Annotated in this window: 16 protein-coding genes; 7 read left to right on the forward strand and 9 right to left on the reverse strand. The window is 72.7% G+C overall.

The annotated features are described in order from the left end of the window. Positions 1-1,134: 1,134 nt before the first annotated feature. The 3 genes from JNO44_RS25510 to JNO44_RS25520 form a co-directional block, all read right to left on the reverse strand. Positions 1,135-2,817, reverse strand: a complete 1,683-nt coding sequence (locus tag JNO44_RS25510) for a PTS transporter subunit EIIC (protein ID WP_205366239.1) — start codon at positions 2,815-2,817, stop codon at positions 1,135-1,137. A gap of 96 nt (positions 2,818-2,913) precedes the next feature. Further along, positions 2,914-3,861, reverse strand: a complete 948-nt coding sequence (murQ, locus tag JNO44_RS25515; RefSeq protein WP_205366240.1) for an N-acetylmuramic acid 6-phosphate etherase — start codon at positions 3,859-3,861, stop codon at positions 2,914-2,916. A 277-nt stretch (positions 3,862-4,138) separates the two neighbouring features. Then, the gene (locus JNO44_RS25520; protein WP_205366241.1) at positions 4,139-5,083 is read right to left on the reverse strand and encodes a MurR/RpiR family transcriptional regulator; all 945 of its coding nucleotides are present in this window, start codon (positions 5,081-5,083) and stop codon (positions 4,139-4,141) included. A gap of 131 nt (positions 5,084-5,214) precedes the next feature. Between JNO44_RS25520 and JNO44_RS25525 the strand changes: the two genes are divergently transcribed. Both JNO44_RS25525 and JNO44_RS25530 read left to right on the forward strand, forming a co-directional pair. After that, positions 5,215-5,577: a hypothetical protein gene (locus tag JNO44_RS25525; protein WP_205366242.1), complete on the forward strand. Its 363-nt coding sequence runs from the start codon at positions 5,215-5,217 to the stop codon at positions 5,575-5,577. Position 5,578: 1 nt separating this feature from the next. Further along, entirely contained in the window at positions 5,579-5,839 is a 261-nt protein-coding gene (locus tag JNO44_RS25530) for a DUF4031 domain-containing protein (protein ID WP_073448331.1), read from the forward strand. Positions 5,840-5,975: 136 nt separating this feature from the next. Here the strand turns inward: JNO44_RS25530 and JNO44_RS25535 are convergent, their stop codons facing one another. The 5 genes from JNO44_RS25535 to JNO44_RS25555 form a co-directional block, all read right to left on the reverse strand. Beyond that, on the reverse strand, positions 5,976-7,346 hold the full coding sequence (locus tag JNO44_RS25535) for a Cmx/CmrA family chloramphenicol efflux MFS transporter (RefSeq protein WP_235094088.1): 1,371 nt from the start codon (positions 7,344-7,346) through the stop codon (positions 5,976-5,978). Between the two features lie 131 nt (positions 7,347-7,477). Further along, positions 7,478-8,134 carry an HD domain-containing protein gene (locus JNO44_RS25540; protein ID WP_205366243.1) on the reverse strand — a complete coding sequence of 219 codons (657 nt, stop codon included), beginning with the start codon at positions 8,132-8,134 and terminating at the stop codon, positions 7,478-7,480. Between the two features lie 17 nt (positions 8,135-8,151). Next, positions 8,152-9,009, reverse strand: coding sequence for a transporter substrate-binding domain-containing protein (locus tag JNO44_RS25545; protein WP_235094089.1), 858 nt, complete (start codon positions 9,007-9,009; stop codon positions 8,152-8,154). 70 nt (positions 9,010-9,079) lie between these two features. Next, positions 9,080-9,811: a hypothetical protein gene (locus JNO44_RS25550; RefSeq protein WP_205366244.1), complete on the reverse strand. Its 732-nt coding sequence runs from the start codon at positions 9,809-9,811 to the stop codon at positions 9,080-9,082. Then, the gene (locus JNO44_RS25555; RefSeq protein WP_205366245.1) at positions 9,808-10,299 is read right to left on the reverse strand and encodes a hypothetical protein; all 492 of its coding nucleotides are present in this window, start codon (positions 10,297-10,299) and stop codon (positions 9,808-9,810) included. The genes JNO44_RS25550 and JNO44_RS25555 overlap by 4 nt, the downstream gene beginning before the upstream one ends. Before the next feature lie 331 nt (positions 10,300-10,630). On the opposite strand from JNO44_RS25555, the gene JNO44_RS25560 reads away from it, so the two are divergent. The 3 genes from JNO44_RS25560 to JNO44_RS25570 all read left to right on the forward strand — a co-directional run bounded on the left by JNO44_RS25560 (position 10,631) and on the right by JNO44_RS25570 (position 14,372). Beyond that, positions 10,631-11,362: a copper homeostasis protein CutC gene (locus tag JNO44_RS25560; RefSeq protein ID WP_205366246.1), complete on the forward strand. Its 732-nt coding sequence runs from the start codon at positions 10,631-10,633 to the stop codon at positions 11,360-11,362. Positions 11,363-11,587: 225 nt separating this feature from the next. After that, on the forward strand, positions 11,588-13,885 hold the full coding sequence (locus JNO44_RS25565; protein WP_205366247.1) for an FG-GAP repeat domain-containing protein: 2,298 nt from the start codon (positions 11,588-11,590) through the stop codon (positions 13,883-13,885). Between the two features lie 127 nt (positions 13,886-14,012). Then, positions 14,013-14,372, forward strand: a complete 360-nt coding sequence (locus tag JNO44_RS25570; RefSeq protein WP_205366248.1) for an ArsR/SmtB family transcription factor — start codon at positions 14,013-14,015, stop codon at positions 14,370-14,372. 30 nt (positions 14,373-14,402) lie between these two features. Here JNO44_RS25570 and JNO44_RS25575 read toward each other — a convergent pair whose 3' ends face one another. Then, positions 14,403-16,502 (reverse strand): HelD family protein, encoded by a 2,100-nt coding sequence (locus JNO44_RS25575; RefSeq protein ID WP_205366249.1) that lies wholly within the window; start codon positions 16,500-16,502, stop codon positions 14,403-14,405. A 357-nt stretch (positions 16,503-16,859) separates the two neighbouring features. Between JNO44_RS25575 and JNO44_RS25580 the strand changes: the two genes are divergently transcribed. Both JNO44_RS25580 and JNO44_RS25585 read left to right on the forward strand, forming a co-directional pair. Then, positions 16,860-17,069 (forward strand): hypothetical protein, encoded by a 210-nt coding sequence (locus tag JNO44_RS25580; protein WP_102926543.1) that lies wholly within the window; start codon positions 16,860-16,862, stop codon positions 17,067-17,069. Between the two features lie 241 nt (positions 17,070-17,310). Further along, positions 17,311-18,603, forward strand: a complete 1,293-nt coding sequence (locus JNO44_RS25585; protein WP_205366250.1) for a glycosyltransferase 87 family protein — start codon at positions 17,311-17,313, stop codon at positions 18,601-18,603. Positions 18,604-18,608 lie beyond the last annotated feature (5 nt).

The following is an 18,608-nucleotide window of genomic DNA, read 5'->3' on the forward strand; positions in this document are numbered from 1 at the left end:
ACGGGAGAAGTACGTCCGGGTCACCCACTGGGGGCTCCCGGCGGTGCCGATGTACGTCTCGGTGATCCGCCGCAGGTGGCCGGCCTCGGAGAGGCGGCGAAGGGCGGTCCGCAGGGCGCACTGCCCGTAGTCCGGTAACACCTTGGCCAGCGTCTTCACGGAGACGTCGGCCCCTTCGGGGAGTCGGTCGAGGTACGCGGCGATCGACGCCTCGCGGCGGGGGAGGTGGTCGAAGTCGGTGGGGTGGGCCGGACGTTGATCCGGCGCGCCACGTTTGCCGAAACCTGGCTTGGCACGGGGGTGGGGGGCTGCGGACGTGGGCGCGGGAAAGCTAGAGTTTTCGTACGTCATGAGATCGCGGCTTTCGATCTTGTGGCGAGACCCCGGCGTGGTGTTGGCGCACCTGCCGGGGTTGATTTGTTGCTGCGCACGCTAGACGGGCGGGACGCCGCGTGGCAAGCCCGCTACGGAACGTCATCTCTCCTGGTATGCGGGGCAGTTGAGGCGGGGGGAGGGTGGGTGGGTGGGTACTGGCCCGTCCACCCGTTCCTTGGAAAGAGGGCTCGAACGACGAGGCTTGAGCCCCGGGCGATGCCTCGTCGCACCGGGACACCTGCGTCCGGGCCGCGGCTGGGCCGAGGCCGACCGGCGTCCGGGCCGCGACGGACCTGTGGCCGACGGGGGCGGGTCGGCCCGCCTCAACGCCTCAACGCCTCAACGCCTTGACGGCGTCGATGAATGCGCCCCCACCGCCGCCCGAAGCGCGAGCGCCGAGCGCCGGGCGCAGCGCAACTGCCCCCTGGGGCTGCTGCCGTCGGTCTTGCCATCCGCCTCCCTCGAAGGCTTCGGATAGCCACTGCCGTTCGTCACGTCCGCGATCGTTCGTCACGTCCGCGATCGTTCGCCATGCCCGCGACCGTTCGCCACGCCCGCGACCCGATTACCGGACCTGGACTCGCGCCTGCACCCGTACGTTCACCCGGGCCCGACCCCGGACCCGACCCCGGACCTGAACTGGGAGGGCGGCCAGGCGGTATGAGGCGTGACGGGCACTCCGCGGCGGGCGCCCGACGGTGGGCGCTCGGTGAGGGGTGCTGCGCGGGGCGCGGGGGAGAGGGGAGGGCTCGTGGGTGGCTATCCGACGCCTTCGACGGCGGCGGGGCCCAGGGCCTCCGCGCTCCCGCCTCGGGGCGCGTCGGGAGCCGGGGCGTCGGCTTTGCCTTCTCCCCGCGTGCGGGGCGCATCGTGGGGCGTGTTGAGGTCCGCGCGCTGCTGTCGGCTGAGGCCGAAGAAGTAGGTGCCGGCGAAGCCGACCGCGTAGCCGACCAGGAGACCGAGGGCGTAGACGGTGATCGTCGTGCCGAGCGCGTGGTTGCCCTTGACCAGGGGGAAGAGGGCCAGGCCGGACGGGCCGATGGCGGTGGAGCCGACGGCGTCACCGAGTTGGTTGAACAGGCCGACGAAGCCGCCGCCGAACGCGCCACCGACGCAGGCGGTGATGAAGGGGCGGCCGAGCGGCATCGAGACGCCGTAGACCAGGGGCTCGCCGACACCCAGGAAGCCCGCGGGGAGGGCGGAGCGGATCGTGGTGCGGATCGAGTGGTTGCGGCGGAGGCGTACGTACAGGGCGAGGGCGGCGCCCACCTGGCCCGCGCCGGCCATGGCGAGGATCGGGAGGAGGGTCGTATAGCCCTGCTGCTGGATCAGGGTGGTGTGGATCGGGATGAGGGCCTGGTGGAGGCCCAGCATCACGAGGGGGAGGAAGAGGCCGCCGAGGAGGAACCCGGCGAGCGCGCCGCCGTGGGCGAGCAGCCAGTTGGCGGCGGTGCCGATGGCGAGGGAGACCTCACCCGCGGCGTACATCAGGCCGAAGACGGTGACCAGGCCGGTGAGGAGGACGGTGAGGGTGGGGGTGAGGAGGACGTCCAGGGCCTCGGGGACGCGTCGTCGGAGCTGCTTCTCCAACTGGGCGGCGAGGAGCGCGGCGGCGAGGGCGCCGAGGACGCCGCCCTGCCCGGGTGCGAGCTTCTGGCCGAAGGCGGTGACGTTGGCGATGCCGGGGAAGACGATCACCGCGGCGACCGCGCCGCCGAGGACCGGGGTGCCGCCGAACTCCTTGGCGGTGTTGTAGCCGACGAAGACCGCGATCAGGGACATGAAGCCGGAGGCGATGGCGGTCAGGGCCGGCACCAGGGTGGGGAGCCAACCGGCGTTGGCGAGCAGGCCGTTGAGGCCGGCGACGATGCCGCAGCCGATCAGGGCGGGGATGAGCGGGACGAAGATGTTGGCGACGCGGCGGAGGAAGAGTTTGACGGGGGTGGCGTTGCGGGCCTTCTGGCGGGCCTTGAGGGTGGCGCCTTGGGCGGCGAGGTCGGCGGCGCTGGCGGTGGCGGTGGTGGTGGCGGTGGTGGTGATCTCGGTCGGGGGTGCGGTGCTTTGGGGGCCTGCCTGGGGGGCGCCGCGGTCTTCCTTATTACGGCAACGGTTACGGAGCGTGATTTGTTCCTGCGGAGTGTTACCGAGGTGTTGGGCGTCCGCGGGGGAGGTGGCGGGGGCGTCGGGGCTGGTCAGTAGGCGTTCGAACTCGGGGGTGACCCGGGCGACGGTGCCGGGTCCCAGCACGATTTGGTAGGTGTCGTCCTCGACCAGGCCCAGGACGGCGGGGAGCGCGATGAGGGCGGCGTCCTGGACGAGGGAGCGGTCCCGGATGCCCAGGCGGAGGCGGGTCATGCAGTGGGCGACGGAGGTGACGTTGTCGGCGCCGCCGACGAGGGGGAGGAGGGCGGCGGCGGTGGCGCGGTTCTTGTCTGCGGTCATGTGTGGCGCCTTGCTGTGTGGACAACGGGGTGGGGTGACCTTTGGGGTGGGGGTGACCTTTGGGGTGGGGCGGGGTGGGATGGGGCTGGTGGTGGGTCAGGGGGTGGGGGTGGTGGCGGACTGGAGGGCGGCGCGGAGGTGGCCCTTGGAGGCGTTGAGGAGGCGGGCGGCCTCGTGGCCGTCGACGCCGGCCAGCAGGACGAGGATGGCGTTCTTCACCTCGCCGTCGGTCTCGATGAGGGCGGCCTCGATCTCCAGGTCGGTGGCGCCGGTGGCGAGCGCGACGATGCGGCGCGAGCGGGCCCGCAGCTTGTCGTTGGAGGCGCGGACGTCGACCATCAGATTCCCGTAGGTCTTGCCCAGGCGGATCATGGTGATCGTCGAGATCATGTTGAGGACGAGCTTCTGGGCGGTGCCGGCCTTGAGGCGGGTGGAACCGGTGATCAGCTCGGGGCCGACGACGACCTCGATGCCGTGCTCGGCGGCCGAGGCGAGGGCCGAATCGGCGTTGCAGGAAAGGCCGATGGTCAGGGCGCCGATGGCACGGGCGTGCTCGACCGCGCCGACGGCGTAGGGAGTGCGGCCGGAGGCGGAGATGCCGACAACGATGTCGCGATCGGCGACGGCGAGCGCGGTGAGGTCGCCGGCGGCCAACTCCTTGCTGTCCTCGGCGCCTTCGACTGCGGTGACCATCGCGGACGGGCCGCCCGCGATCAGGCCGAGCACCTCGGAGGGGTCGGTGTTGAAGGTGGGCGGGCATTCGCTGGCGTCCAGGACGCCGAGGCGGCCGGCCGTACCGGCACCGGCATAGATCAGTCGGCCGCCGCGGGCCATCCGGGCGGCGGCGGCGTCGATCGCGGCGGCGATCTCGGGGAGGCGCTCGGCGACGGCGGCGGGGACGGTGGCGTCCTCGTCGTTCATCAGGCGGGCGATGTCGAGGGTGGGGCGGCGGTCGATGTCGGCGAGGTCCGGGCGGAACGCCTCCGTGGTGAGCGTCGCCAACTGGGTGCGGAGAGTCGTGTAGTTGGGGTCGGTGGGTGGCATGGGTGGCTCCTTGGCGGAGGGCGGAGGGCGGCGGCTGGGTCGGGGCGTTGGCGGAGGGGTGGTGGCTTCGGTGCGGCTGCTCGGTGGGTGCGCCGCCGGAGGGCTGTCGGCTGCCGGCCGGCGGGACGAAGCTGCTGGCGGGGTGAAGCTGTGCTCGCCCTCCTCCGGGCCCTTGGTGGGCGGGGGACCTGCATGGACCGGAAGGCGCGGCCTACACGGCTGGGCGGCACGGCTGTCTGTGGCGGGTGGGGCGGTGTGGCGCGGGGCCCCGGTGTGGTCAGTGGCGGGGGTTGTGGCGGTGGGCCAGGGCCTCGTAGGAGGCGGAGAGGGCGGGGGCGGCGGTCTCGTAGGTGCGCTGGGCGACGCCTATGAAGAGGCAGTCGACGACGAGGAGTTGGCTGGTGCGGGAGGACATCGCCGCGGGGCGCAGCTCGCTCTCGCGGGCCGTGGAGGTCGTCAGGATGTGGTCGGCGTAGGCGGCGATCTCGCCGTCCGGGCGACCGGTGATGGCGATCGTCGTCGCGCCGTGGTCGAAGGCGACCCGCAGTGGCTCTATGACGTCCGTCGTGCGGCCGGAGTGCGTGATGGCGATGGCCACGTCACGGGCTCGCATCTGCACGGCGTTGGTCACGGCGAGGTGCGGGTCGGAGTGGGCATGGGCGATCAGGCCGATGCGCAGCAGCTTCTGGACCAGGTCCTGGGCGACGAGGTTGGAGGCGCCTATGCCGTAGACGTCGATCCGGCGGGCGGAGGCGAGGGCGGCAACGGCCGCTTCCAATTGGGTGACGTCCAGCGCGGCGGCGGTGTCGGCGAGGCACTGCCGCTCTTCCTGCGCGAGCTTGGTGACGACGTCGATCAGGGAGTCGTCGACCGCTATGTCCGCGGTGACGGCGGGTGCGCTGCCCGTCGCCTGCTGCGCGGCGAGTGCGGCGAGGGCGAGGCGCAGATCGCGATAGCCCGGATAGCCGAGCAGGCGGGAAGTGCGGACAACGGTGGCCTCGCTGGTGCCGGTGCGCTCGGCCAGGCCGGTGACGGTGAGGGCGGCGCAGCCGGCCGGGTCGCCGGCAACCGTCTCCGCGACCCGCTGCATGGAGCGGGTCATCGTCGGTGCGAGCGTGCGGACCTTGGCGGCCAGGGCCGCGGGTGCCGGTGGGGCGGGGGGCGATGTCGGAGCCGAGGCCGGTCTGGCGCCGATGAAAGTTTCCTTCACTCCGCTATTCATGACTGAAAGATATTTTCAGTGCGGTGGTGCGTCAACACCCTCCGTGAAGCCTGTGGACAGGCCGGGCACGGCCACCCCGGCCGCCTGTGGACAACTTCGGTCGGTCCGCGCCTCCGCGCGAGAATGAGGTCATGGAGCTTGAACAGGCATTGCACGCCGCGCGGGCGCTGGTGCTCGCCGACCTGATAGCGGATGACGTAGCGGACGCCGAGATCGTCTCGCTCGTCGAGAATGCGGTCGCGCATCGCCGATGGTGGGTGGAGCAGTGGCCTGAAGGTGCTTCGTTCGTCGCGGGACTGATAGCGCAGGACGTCCAGGACGCACTGCTGGAGCGGTACGGCCGCTGGCCGCTGTGCCCGGTGTGCACGGACACCGGCGATCCGCATGCGCTCGATGTGGAGCCGGAGTTGGGCCCGGATCCGCACTGGGTGTGCCCGAAGACGGCGGCCGCCGTCGCCCCCGTCGGGCGGCTGCGCGCGCCGACGGAGGGCTGAGGTGACGATCTACATCGACCCGCCTATCTGGCCAGGGCACGGTCGTATGTGGTCACACCTGGTGAGTGACCGGTCCTTCGACGAACTGCACCGCTTCGCGGCGGTGCTCGGCGCGCCGCCCCGGGCCTTCGAACGCGACCACTACGACCTCCCGGCCGAGCGGTACGACGACGCCGTGCGGGCGGGGGCGGTGGAGATCGGCTCGAAGGAGCTGGTGCGCCGCCTCACCGAGGCGGGGCTGCGGCGGCCGAAGGGGAGGTGAGGGGCGGGGCGGGGGTGGGGGGTGGGGGAGCCCCCCCCGGGGCCCCTGGGGGGCGGGACGACCGCGAGCTGCTCAGGCATCCCGCCCCGCCCCACACCCCACCCCACCAGCGGAGTTCTGCGGGCCCACGCGGCCGTCAGTGGTGCTCCGCGGCCTCCGAGGAGTGACCGGCGGACGCCGGGGGCAAGGTGTCGCCGGCGGTGGCACTGGAGCGGCTGCCTGCTTCGGCGGTGGCACTGGCGCTGGAGTGGCTGCCGGTGCCGGTGCTGGCGTCGGTGGTGGTCGTGGGCGCGGACGTCGCGACCACGCGGGAACGGGTCGACGTGTGGTGGAGGCGGTAGGCCAGGGCCGTGGTGAGGACGGCGACGGCGGCGAGGGCCGAGCTGGTCCAGGCGACCGAGGGGTAGCCCCAGTGGGCGCTGATGGCCAGGCCGCCCAGCCAGGGGCCGAGGGTGTTGCCGATGTTGAAGGCGGCGGTGGTGGTGGCGCCGGCGAGGGTCGGGGCCGCGTTCGCCACGTTGAACATCCGGGCGTTGAGGGCCGGGGCCGTGGTGAAGGCCGTGACGCCGAGCATCAGGGAGAGGGCCACGGCGGCGATCGGGCTGTGTGCGGTCAGTGCCAGGACGGCGAGGACGATCGTGGAGGCCGAGATGCCGCCGAAGAGAGTGCCGAAGAGGTGGGCGTCGGCGATCCGGCCGCCGATGAAGGTGCCGATCAGCGCGCCGACGCCGAAGAGGGCGAGCACCGTCGGGACCCAGCTCTCGGCGAGGCCGGCGGTGTCGGTCAGGAGCGGCGAGAGGTACGAGAAGAGGGCGAAGACCGCGGCGCCGTTCATGGCGGTGGCGATCAGTGCCAGCCAGACCTGCTTGTCCTTGTAGATGGACAGCTCGCGGCGGAGCTGGGGGCGGTCCTCGCCGGTGGGGACCTCGGTGCGCGGTACGAGGGCGATGACGCCGATGAGGCCGATCACGGAGAGTCCGGCGACGGCCCAGAAGGCGGAGCGCCAGCCGGCGTGCTGGCCGAGGAGTGCGCCGGCGGGGACGCCGGCGATGTTGGCGATGCTCAGGCCGCCGACCATGACGGCCATGGCGCGGGCCCGGGCGGTGACCGGGACGAGCGAGACGGCCACGGCGGCGCCCACTGCCCAGAAGCCGGCACAGGCCAGGGCGCTGATCACCCGGGACGCGAAGAGGACGGCGTAGGAGGGGGCCAGGGCGCCAGCGGCCTGGCCGAGGCCGAAGATCGCGAGCAGGGCGATGAGGGTGGTGCGGCGGGGGAGGCGGAGCGTCGCGGCGGCCAGTACGGGGGCGCCGACGACCATGCCGATGGCGAAGGCGGAGACCAGCAGTCCGGCTTGCGGGATGGAGACCTGAAGATCGCGGGCGAGTGGTTGGAGGATGCCGGAGAGCATGAACTCGCTGGTGCCCAGGGCGAATACGGACAGGCCGAGGACGTAGACGGCGATGGGGAGGCGGGCGTGGGGACGGGGGGCGGATGGTGCTGGCATGACAGGTGTGAACGTGGGAATGGGTGCCGTCATTCCCGCGTCGAGGGGTGTCGTTCGCCACGTGGCGGACGGTTCGCCGGTGGGGCGGGGCGCCGGCGGTGGCGGTGTGTGCTGCTCCCGGTCGGGCCGGTTCAGGCGCCGCCGCCCTCCAGGAGGGTGAGTTCCGTGGAGAGGTTGTGGCGGGCCGCGGTCTCCCAGCGGTCGTGTGCCTGTGCGGTCATGAACAGCCGGGGGAGCGCGAGGAGTTGACGCAGAACGGCGGCGCGACCGGCCCGGAAGTCCCGGTCGGGGACGAAGGCGTACTCGGCGCGGACCGCGGCGGCGTAGTCGGCGTAGGCGTCGGGGGAGCCGGCCAGGACGGCCAGGTCGGCGTCGCACAGGACGGCGCCGTTGCGGTCGTCGGGGGCCGGGTCGTGGGTGACGGTGAGCCGGACGAGGCGGGCGACCTCGGCCGTGCACGGTGCGGCGATGCCCAGTTCGGGGAGGGCGCGTTCGGCGAGGGCGGCGCTGCGTTCCTCGTTCTCGGAGCGGTCGGGCCGGTACACCGCGTCGTGGAACCAGGCCGCCAGTTGGACGGCGGGCAGGTCCTCGGCGTGCGCGGCGAGTTCGTCGATCCGGTCGAGGACGGCGGTGAGGTGGTCGGTGGTGTGGTAGTGGCGCTGCGGCTCGGCCCAGCGGCGGAGGAGGTTGGCGGCGTACGGGGCGGGGTCGGGGCCCTCCTGGGTGCCGCGGGCCTGGGCCACGGTGGCGGCCCAGCGGGCGGCCAGGTCGGGGCGGGACTCGGTCATGGCGTCATTGTGCCGGTTCAGGGGGCCGGCTTGTCGCGGCAGGAGTATTTGTCGAGGTCGTCCGCGTTGGGTTTGTAGTGCGCTTCCCAGTGGGCGTCGGCGTCGGGTACGACGGGGAGTTCGGTGGTGAAGTCCCTTTTCCAGTCGCTGCTGTTGAGGTAGTCGCGGAGGGCGTCTCGGAGTTTGTAGCAGTCTTCCCGGTGACCTTTTTGCATGGCGATTCCGTAGCGGTTGGTGGAATCGATGTCGATGCCGGGGACGACCTTGAGGTTGGGGTATTGCTTGCTCTGTGCGAATCCGTAGAGGATCACCGTGTCGGTGGAGACCGCGTCGACCTGGTGGTTCTCCAGGGCGCGGACGCAGCCGTCGGCGGTGGTCTTCCCGGAGAAGACGAGGCCCGGGATCTTCTGCAGTGCGGTGCCGGAGGTGGTGCCGGACCATGCGCAGACGGATTTGCCGCGGAGGTCGGAGAGGTTTTTGATGCGGTGGTCGTCTTTGCGGACCATGACGCCTTGGGGGGTGGTGGCGTAGGGGCCGACGAAGTCGACTTTCGCGCTGCGTTCGTCGGTGATGGAGAAGGTCGCGATGACCAGGTCCTGGCGTCCTTCGGTGACCGCGGTGGTGCGGCGTTCGGAGGGCACGGCGGCGAAATTCGGTTCGGTGCCGAGTTTCTTGAGGAGTTGTCTGGCGACGGTGATGTCGAAGCCGTTGAAGTCGTAGCCGTCGAGATAGCTGGTGCCGGGTTGGTCGCTCTTCACGCCGACCGAGACCTGTCCTTTGGTGAAGAGGGAGGGGGGTTGGTTCGTTCCGCAGGCTGTCGCGGTGAGCGTGGCGAGTGCGAGCAGGGCCGCGGTCCTGGTGATGCGTGTGGTCATGGTCCCCGTTTTCTGTCCCTTTCGTCGCCGGGTGCGGGGTGGTGCGTTCTTCCGCCGCGGGCGGTGTGGGTCAGGCGTTGTGGAGTGTGGCCTCCGTCGTGGTGATGTCCATGCGGCAGCCGTGGTCGGTGTGGAGGGTGAGGTCGATGCGCACGGTGCGGGCCTGGGGGTCGACGGGGATGTCGAAGGTGCCGCCGTCGTGGATGGCCGCCGGTGTGGCGGCGCCCCCGTAGGGCGGCGAGGTGAGGGCGACGGAGGAGACGGGGCGGCAGGTCGGGGCGGTGGGGTCGTGGTCGTCGATGGCGAGGGTGAGGCGGAGGGCGTCGCGGGCTTCCCCGGGGGAGACGCGCAGGGTCAGGGTGAGGGGGGCGCCGTCGACGAGGTCCGGCGCTTTCGAGGTGATCTTGCCCGTGGCGTCGATCTCGCCGTGGGTGGCGACGTCGCGGAAGGCCAGCCAGGCGCCGACGGTGGCCAGGACGGAGACGAGGGAGAGCGTGGCCACGATCCGGGCGTCGCGGGGCCGCTGGACGAGGACGCGGGCGGCGGCGGTGCCGAGGGCGACGGCGACCAGCGCGCCCCAGAGGACGTACTGGGAGGCCGGGCCGTCCGGCCAGGCGGTGCCGGTGACGACCAGGGCGGCGCAGGCCAGGAGCAGGGGCAGCCAGCGGGCGCTGGGGTGTTGGAGGGCCCAGCGGATGACGACGTTCCGGATGTTGCCGGCGGCGATGGAGTGGTCGCCGGTCGCGGTGGCCTCGTTGTGGAGGTGCTCCGGCTCGGGCCGGGGCGGTCTCCGGGGGGTCATGCGTCGTCCCGGGGGCGGGGGGCGCCTCCCATGGTGATGGTGCCGTGGATCTCGCCGGCGGCGAGGGAGTGGTCGCCGGTCGCGGTGACGTGGTGGTGGACGGTCCGCGGGCCGGTGGACGCGGCGAGCCGGTCGACGTGGTGGCGGAAGCCGGCGGCGTCGCGGTCGGCGTCGGGGGCGTTCAGCCAGGCGGTGAGGGCGTCGGCGAGCAGCTGGCGGTCGTGGTCGTCGAGGGTGGCCAGCAGGTGGTCGAGGGCGTCGGCGCGGGTGGTGTCGAGGGGTGGCCGGGTGGTGCCGCTCGGGTCGTCGAGGGGGGCCGTGGTGCTGTCGCGGCGGTGCAGCAGGCGGCGGAAGAAGCCCTCGCCGGCGGTCACGGTGTGTTCGGCGATCCGGTCCTGGGCGGCGGTGAGGACGGAGCTGCCCAGGCTGTTGGCCGCCAGGGCGAGATAGGGCGCTATTTCGGCTGAGACGGTCGCGAGGTCGGACATCCGGTCCCTCCGTGCTGGGGCCATGGGTGGGCGCGATGGTGTGGCAACACCCTTATGAGAAAGGCGTGTTACCCATGTGAGGGGTGATCCACACCCGCATCATCGGGTGGTTTCGGGGTGGTGTGGGGGGAGGGGTGCGGGTGGATTCGGGCCGTGTCGCGGGGCGGATGGCGGTGTGGTGGTCGGGGAGCACTTAGGCTGGGTATTGGACTAGACCTGTGTGGGATGCGGGTGCGGGGCGGCGGGCCGCGGCGAGAGCGCGCGGCGCCGCTCCGGCCGCACGTCCCGCGCGCTCTCGCCACGTCGCTCGTCATCGGAAGGGTTGGGTCGTATGAATCAGCGCGCGCTCCTGGAGGTGATCGCGCTCGGTCCCGAGGACGCGGTCGCCGCGCAGGCCGGCGGTGCCGACCGCCTGGAACTGGTCGCGGACATGGCGGCGGACGGGCTGACCCCGCCGCGTGCCACGTTCGCCGCGATCCGGGCGGCCGTCGACATTCCGCTGCGGGTGATGCTGCGCGCCGCCGACGGCTTCGCCGCGGGCGACGCGGTGGACATCGCCGCGCTGTGCGCACAGGCGCGGGCGCTGCGCGCGGAGGGCGCCGAGGAGTTCGTGCTGGGCTTCCTGACGCCGCAGGGGCGGCCGGACCTCGCGGCGGTGAAGGCGCTGACCGAGGTGATCGACGGATGCCGGTGGACGTTCCACCGGGCCATCGACCGGGCCGCGGACCGGGGCGCGCTCCGCCAGGAGCTGGCGGGCTCCGCCGGGGCGGCCGGGCTCGACACCTACCTGACCGCCGGTTCCGCGGACGGTGTCGACGCGGGGCTGGCGACGCTGGTCGCCGAGCAGGCGCGCACCGCGGCGGGCGAGCCCGGGTACGCGCCGCGGATCCTGGTGGGCGGCGGGCTCCGGCTCGACCACCTGCCGGATCTGCGGGCGGCCGGCCTCGACGCGTTCCACATCGGTGGTGCGGCCCGCCCCGGAGGGTGGTCCGCGCCGGTGGACGCGGCGGCCGTACGGGAGTGGCGGGCGGCGCTGGACGCGCCGGTGGCGTCCCGGGTCTGACGAGCGCCGGAGGCCGGAAGTCGGGGGCGGGGCGGGGGCGGTGCGGCAAAAGTGCGCCAGTGCCGCGAACTCCGGGGCAGTGCACGGAAAAGGGCAAGCGCGCCGGAACTACCCGTTGGTAGGATTTGTGCGAATCAGCAGGGGGGAGCGCATTCCGTCGGCTCGGGGGGATTCGCTTCCTTCCGGCCGCCCTCCGGCCCGCACGATGTCTTGCCAGGAGGGCAGATGCCCCGTTCCGCCGTACCTCGTCACCCGCGCACCCAGGCGCCGGCCGGCCGCTCGCGCCGGCTGGTGACCGGAGCCGTCGCACTGGCCCTGGCGGTCACCGCCGGTCCGTTCGTCGCGCCCGCCGTCGCCGCCCCCACCGCCTTCGCGCGCACCGACGCCCCCGCCCAGACGGCGAAGATCGCCGCCGGTTCCCAGATCGTGAGCGCGGGCCGCACCGGCTTCCTCTCCGTCGACGCCCAGCACCACGTGCTGTGGACGCGGTACGCGGACGGCGTGACGACGAAGCTGGCCCAGGACGACCCCACATCCCGGTACGACACGGAGCACGGCATCGCGTCCGACGTCGTGGCCCTCGGCGACAACCCGGTCATGGGTGCCTCCCGCAAGATCACCCTGCGGGACATGACCACCGGGTCGTCCACTCTCGTCGACCTCACCACGTACGGCTACTACTACCTGGGCACCGTGGGATCGCGGGTCCTGGCGTACGAGCGGGACAAGGACAAGGGCACCGTGCGGGCGCACGTCCTGCAGGCCGCGGGCGACAAAGTGACCGACCGGGTGATCACCGGGCTGCCCGACAGGACGCGGGAGGTCGACCTGGAGTCGGGCCTCGGCGACCGGGCCGTGCTGCGCTACTCGACGACGCCGCCCGACGTCGACGACCGGGGCATGTACGACTACGCGGTGGCCGACCTGGCCGCCGCCACGGTCGACACCGACCACGGCATGGTCGGCGGCTACACCTCCCGGACCGCCCTGTCTCCCACGCACCTGGCGCTCGCCGGCGGCATGTTCATGCTCGACACCGAGGCGTCGCTGCGCACCAGGGAGCTCGGCGGGGACCACAAGCGCTGGAGCATGGACCTCAACCATGTCGTCGGCCCGCTGGTCGGCCTGGTGGGCAACTGGGCGCTGTACGGGAACAGCTGGCAGCTCAACGAGGGCACCACCTACACCGGGGCGGACGGGCGGATCCGCGCCGTACCGATCGGCGGCGGCACCCCCCGCACGCTCCTGGAGCACGCCAGCTCCGCCACGCCCACCCCGGACGGCGACCTGCTGGTGATGGGCGGCACGGTGGAGAACGGGGAGGGGCTCTACCGCGTCTCCCCCGGGGCCGACGGCGCCCCTGTCGCCAAGCTGATGGCGAGCACCGGCGAGCGGACCGGCCTCACCCTGGTCGGGGCCGAGGCCCCGGCCGTGGCCGAGCTGGACAAGGGCCACTGGCGGCCGCGCTGGCAGCTGTCGCACGGCAACGCCGACGTGACCGTCACCCTGCGCCACACCGCCTCCGGCGCCACCCGGGAGTTCGCGCTCCGGATCGACCCCGCCAAGTGGGAGGACAAGGGCCCGACCTGGGTGGACCTGGACTGGGGCGGCCTGCTCGGCCCCTCCTACGCCCCCGACCTGGCCGCCCCCAACGGCGGTTACACCTGGAAGCTGACGGCCAAGCCGCGCAACGGCATCGGCCCGGTCCTCGACGCCGGCGGCACCTTCACGGTGACGCGCCGGCCCGCCCCGCACGACTACAACGACAACGGCTCGCCGGACCTGCTGCTCCGCAACGGGTGGGGGGACCTGGAGCGCACGGACACCTACCGCGACCCCGAGGACGCACGGCTCAAGGGCCGGGACGCGGCCCGGATCGGTGGCGGCTGGGACACCTACGACCAGGTCACGGCCGTCGGGAACGTCGCCGGCGCGGCCCACGGCGACCTGGTCGCCCGGGACAAGGCCGGCGTGCTGTGGCTGTACCTGGGCAAGGGCGACGGCAATTTCGACGGCCGGGTGAAGATCGGCGGCGGCTGGGGCGACTACACCCAGCTCACCGGCGGAGGCGACGTCAACGGCGACGGCCGCGGCGACCTGCTGGCCCGTGACTCCGCCGGGGTGCTCTGGCTCTACAAGGGCACCGGCAACTGGAAAGCGCCGTTCGCCCCCCGGGTGAAGATCGGCGGTGGCTGGAACATCTACGACCGGATCATCTCGGTCGGCGACGTGGCCGGCGGGCCCGCGGGCGACGTGGTGGCCCGCGACAAGAACGGGGTGCTGTGGTCGTACCTGGGCAAGGGCGACGGCAATTTCGACGACCGGGTGAAGATCGGCGGCGGCTGGGGCGGGTACACCCAGATGATCGGCATCGGTGACGCGAACAGCGACGGCAAGGCCGACCTCCTGGTCACCTCGGGCGGCGACTCGTACGTCTACCACGGCACCGGCAACGGGAAGGCACCGTTCGCCCCGCGCGAGCAGACGGGGATCTCGGTCTATCCGGGCCAGACGCTGTCCTGAACAAGGGAGTTGAGGGGGGCGGGCGCCTGCCGGGCGCGCGCCCCGTCCGCAGCCCGAGGGCGCCGTGCCGAGCCTTAGGGTGGGCGCGGGGGAGAGATCGCTTTCTCTATCGGTGAGGCCGGATTTCATGGCTGAGGACAGGGACGAGGGCGAGCTGCTGGAGCAGCCGGACGTCGCGGACATCGAGCTGGTGAAGGTGCTGCACGCGCTCGGGGACCCGACACGGCTGCACCTGCTCGGGGTCTACGCGAGCGGCGGGCGGTACGACTGCTCGTCGGAGCGGCTGGGCGTCGCGCACCTGCACAAGTCGACGGTGTCGCACCACATGCGGATCATGCGACAGGCCGGGATCACCTCGACCCGGGCGGTCGGGCGCAACCGCTTTGTGCGGCTGCGCCGCGCCGACCTCGACGCACGGTTCCCCGGGCTGGTGGACACGCTGGTCCGGGCGATGGCGGCCGGCGACGGGCCGGCTACCGGGAACTGACGGCCGCCGGGAACCGGCCCCGGTCCGCCGTCAGACGTTCCCCAACTGCTCCGGCAGGTCCGTCGCGTGGACGATCGTCAGGCCGGAGACCGGGCGGGTCAGGCACACGTACAGGCGGCGCAGGCCGGTCCGCTGGTCCGGTTCGCCGTCCACGATCGCCGCCGGCTCGTCCACCACCACGTAGTCGTACTCCAGGCCCTTGGCCAGGGTGGCCGGCACCAGCGTCAGCCGGGCGTCGGCCGAGGTCTCCGCCCCCGGGGGCAGAGCGCTGATGCCCGCCTCCTCAAGGGCCGTACGCAGCAACGGAATACGGGCGTCCGCCGCGATCAGGCCGATCGAGCCCTCCTTGGCCAGCGCGTCGTGGCAGGCCGCGAGGACCGTCGCGTCCAGCTCCGTGGGCTGCACCGTACGGATCGCGAAGTCGCCCGCCGACTCGCGGATGGAGGTGGCCTCCTTCAGGTCGGGCGCGATCGCCGGCAGCAGACGGGACGCGTAGGCGATGACCTCGCGCGGCACACGGAAGCCCTGGGTCAGCTCCTCGACGGCGGCACCGGGCTTGCCCAGATGAGCCAGCGCCTGCTGCCAGGTGTCGGTCGCCCAGGGGGTGGTGCCCTGGGCGATGTCGCCCAGGATCGTCGCCGAGCCCGTGGTGCAGCGGCGGCCCACCGCGCGGTACTGCATGGGGGACAGGTCCTGCGCCTCGTCCAGCACCACATGGCCCAGCGAGTGCGTGCGGGTCACCAGGTCCGTCGCCTCGTCGACCAACACCGCGTCCGCCGACGACCACTTGGCGCTCTTGACGCCGCGCGGCGGCTTCGTCCACAGGATCGCCTTCTGCTCCTCGTCGGTGAGGATCCCGTCCGCGTGCGCGGCGAGGAAGTCGGCGTCGCCCAGCAGCCGCAGCACCAGCTTCGCCGGATCGACCGGCGGCCAGATCGCCTTGACCGCCGCCTTCACCGCGGCATTACGGGCCACCGCGTCCTGCACCCGGTCGTCGGGCGCCTCGCCGGCCTGCTCCATCCGCACCAGGACGGCGTGCGCGATCCGCTGCGGCAGCGCCTCGCGGGCCGCGCCGTAACGGATGTCGCGGTCCCGCAACTCCTGCACGATCTCTTCGAGTTCATACGCCGGGACGCGCCAGCGGCGGGACCCGCGGACCACCACGCAGGGTTCCTGCGGCGGCGCGATGTGCGAGCGGACCGCCCGGCGCAGCACCTCCGCCATCCGCGCGTCGCCCTTGACCGTGGCCGCGGCGGCGTCGTCCGTGCCGCGCACCTCCACGTGGTCGACCAGGTCGTCGATCGTGGCCTGCTTGACCTCCAACTCCCCCAGGGCGGGCAGCACCTGCTCGATGTACTGGAGGAAGGAGCGGTTCGGGCCGATCACCAGGGTGCCGGAACGGGCCAGCCGCTCCCGGTGGGCGTACAGCAGATACGCGACCCGGTGCAGGCCCACCGCGGTCTTGCCCGTACCGGGTGCCCCCTGGACGCAGACCGTGCCGCCGATGCCGGCCCGGACGATCTCGTCCTGCTCGGGCTGGATAGTGGCGACGATGTCCCGCATCGGGCCGACGCGCGGGCGCTCGATCTCCGCCTGGAGGAGGGCGCTGGTGGTCTCGGCCTCGGCCGGGTCGGTGAGGTGCTCGTCCTCGTAGGCGGTCAGCTCGCCGCCGGTGTAGCCGAAGCGGCGGCGCAGCCTGAGGTCCATCGGGTCCTTCTTGGAGGCCCGGTAGAACGGCTGGGAGACCGGCGCGCGCCAGTCGATGACCATGGGGTCGCCGTCGGCGTCGTGGACGTGGCGGCGGCCGACGTAGAAGTGCTCTCCGGCGGCGCCCTCGGCGAGCTCCACGCCGGGGGCGTGGAGGTAGTCGAGCCGGCCGAAGAACAGCGGGGTGCCGGAGAGGTCCGCGAGGGCCTTGATGCGGGCGTCGATCTCGCCCTGGAGGACCTCGGCGTTGACCCAGTTCGCGGTGACGTCCGCGATGTTCAGGGACTCGGCGTCCTCGCGCATGGCGCGGAGGGCGGCCCGGGAGGCGGCGAGGTGCGCGCGCTCCCGCCGGAGCGGACCGGCGTCCTGCGCGGCGTCCGGGGAGGGGTGGTGGTCGGGTGACGGGTGGGCGTGCGAGGGCACGGCTTGCCTCCGGTAGCGGGTCTTTCCTTGGTGTGCGGCGCGACGGCAGGCGTCCGGCGACGGCGCGACGGCGTGCGACGGCGTGGTGCGAAGGCCGACCGGTTTCCGACCGGACGGTGGCACTCCCCTGACGGGAGGCAGGCAGGCGGGCGATTGTAGTGCGCAGCTATCCGGGGCGCCAACGGATTTATGCCGGCCCCGCCGCGGTGGGGGGATCACCGTGCTCGGGAGGGAGGACGCGCTAGGACCGTAGGTCTCCCGTAGGGGACGGTGTGGACCCGTAGGGGGATGCCGGGGCGCCGGGAGATGGAACCGTGGGGCGATGTGCGCCAATCGCGTGAAACGGATGATGGAGGCATGAGCAGCGCAACGATCTCCCCAGTCTCCGTCCACGCCGTCCCCCGCCGCTCGGCCAACGGTGCCACGGCCCTCGGCACCGATGCCGCCACCGGTTCGGCGGCCGCCCGCGCGCACCGTCGCCCGGTGGGCAGCGCCCTTCGCGCGGTGAAGGTCTTCGCCGCGGCCGCGTTCAGTGTGGTGGTGATGGGCGAGTACACCGAGGGATGAGGCGCGGCACACCGCGAGAAGCACCACCGCGCGCCGCCGGCGAACCTTGTAGCCACGCGCGTCCTGCCACCGTCACGGGCACCGAACGGTCGGGCAGGATCGGAATTACGCACCATTCGTGTGTGTGAGCGCCGATTCTGCATGGGCATCCGGTTGACCGGAAAGCGTTACGGGCGGTCGGTCTCTGTCCGTTAGCGTCGCCGCAGAGAGCGCGCTCAGGGCGACGAGGAGGGGGTCAACGGTGTCTGCCGCCGACGGGACGGGGACGTGGAGACGCACCTGGGCGCAGAGCCTCGCCAGCCCCGGCCGACTGGCGCTGGGGGCGGGCCTGCTGGGGCTGTCCCTCGCCGCGCTCTATGCGCTCTCCCTGGTCGTGCAGCTCCCGATGTCCGACATAGAGGTGTACCGCGCCGAGGGCCAGGCCGCCGCGACCGGCGGTGATCTCTACGGCTTCACGGTCACCAAGTGGGCGCTCCCGGCGACGTACCCGCCGTTCGCCGCCCTGCTGTTCATCCCCACCACCTGGGTCTCGCTGACCACCCTCAAGGTCACCTGCGTCCTGGTCAACGCCGCCCTGTTGGCGCTGTTGATCCACCTCTCCTGCAAGGCCGCCGGGCTGCGCCGGGCCGCGTACTCCGCGCCGCTCGTCCTCGTCACCACCGCTCTCGGCCTCTGGCTCGAACCGGTCTTCCAGACCGTGGTCTTCGGGCAGATCAACCTGGCCCTGGCCTGCCTGGTCCTGTGGGACCTCTCGCGGCCGGACGGCGCCCGCTTCAAGGGCTTCGCCACCGGCCTCGCCGCGGGCATCAAGCTCACCCCCGCGATCTTCGCGGTCTATCTGCTGATCACCGGGCGGGTGAAGGCGGCGTTCACCGCCTTCGCCGGATTCGTGGTGTCGGTGCTGCTGGGCGCGCTGGTGCTGCCCACGGCGAGCGTCGAGTTCTGGACGCGGCGGATGTTCGAGACACAGCGGGTCGGCAAGGTGTGGATCGTCGACAACCAGTCGCTCCAGGGGCTGCTGGCGCGGCTCCTGCACACCACCGAACCCGGGATGTGGTGGCTGGCGGCGGCCGCGATCACCGGCGCGGCCGGGCTCTGGGTCGCCCGCCGGGTATACGTCCGCCGTGGCCTGGACCTGTGGGGCGTGCTCGCCACCGCCGTCACCGCGCTGCTGGTCTCGCCGATCAGCTGGTCGCACCACTGGGTGTGGTGCATACCCCTGCTGGCCGCGCTGATCGCGCACGCCCGGCGGGATGTGTGGCGCTGGGCGCTGGTCACCGCCGTCACGGTCGCCTTCGCCGCCCGTTCGATGTGGGCGCTCCACCACAGGGGCACCCTGGCCCTGCACTTCAGCTGGTGGCAGCAGCCGCTCGCCGCCCCCTACCCGGTGCTCGGCCTGGCCCTGCTGGCCGCGCTGGCCTGGTGGACGCGCGGGGCGTCCGGCCGTGCCGACGCCCCCCGAGGCCGCTCGGCCGCCCGCGTTCCCGCGCCGCGCGTCGACGCCCGCCGGCCCACCGGCAGCCCGACGGGCTGACCCCG

This window comes from Streptomyces noursei, assembly GCF_016917755.1.
Classification (GTDB): domain Bacteria; phylum Actinomycetota; class Actinomycetes; order Streptomycetales; family Streptomycetaceae; genus Streptomyces; species Streptomyces yunnanensis.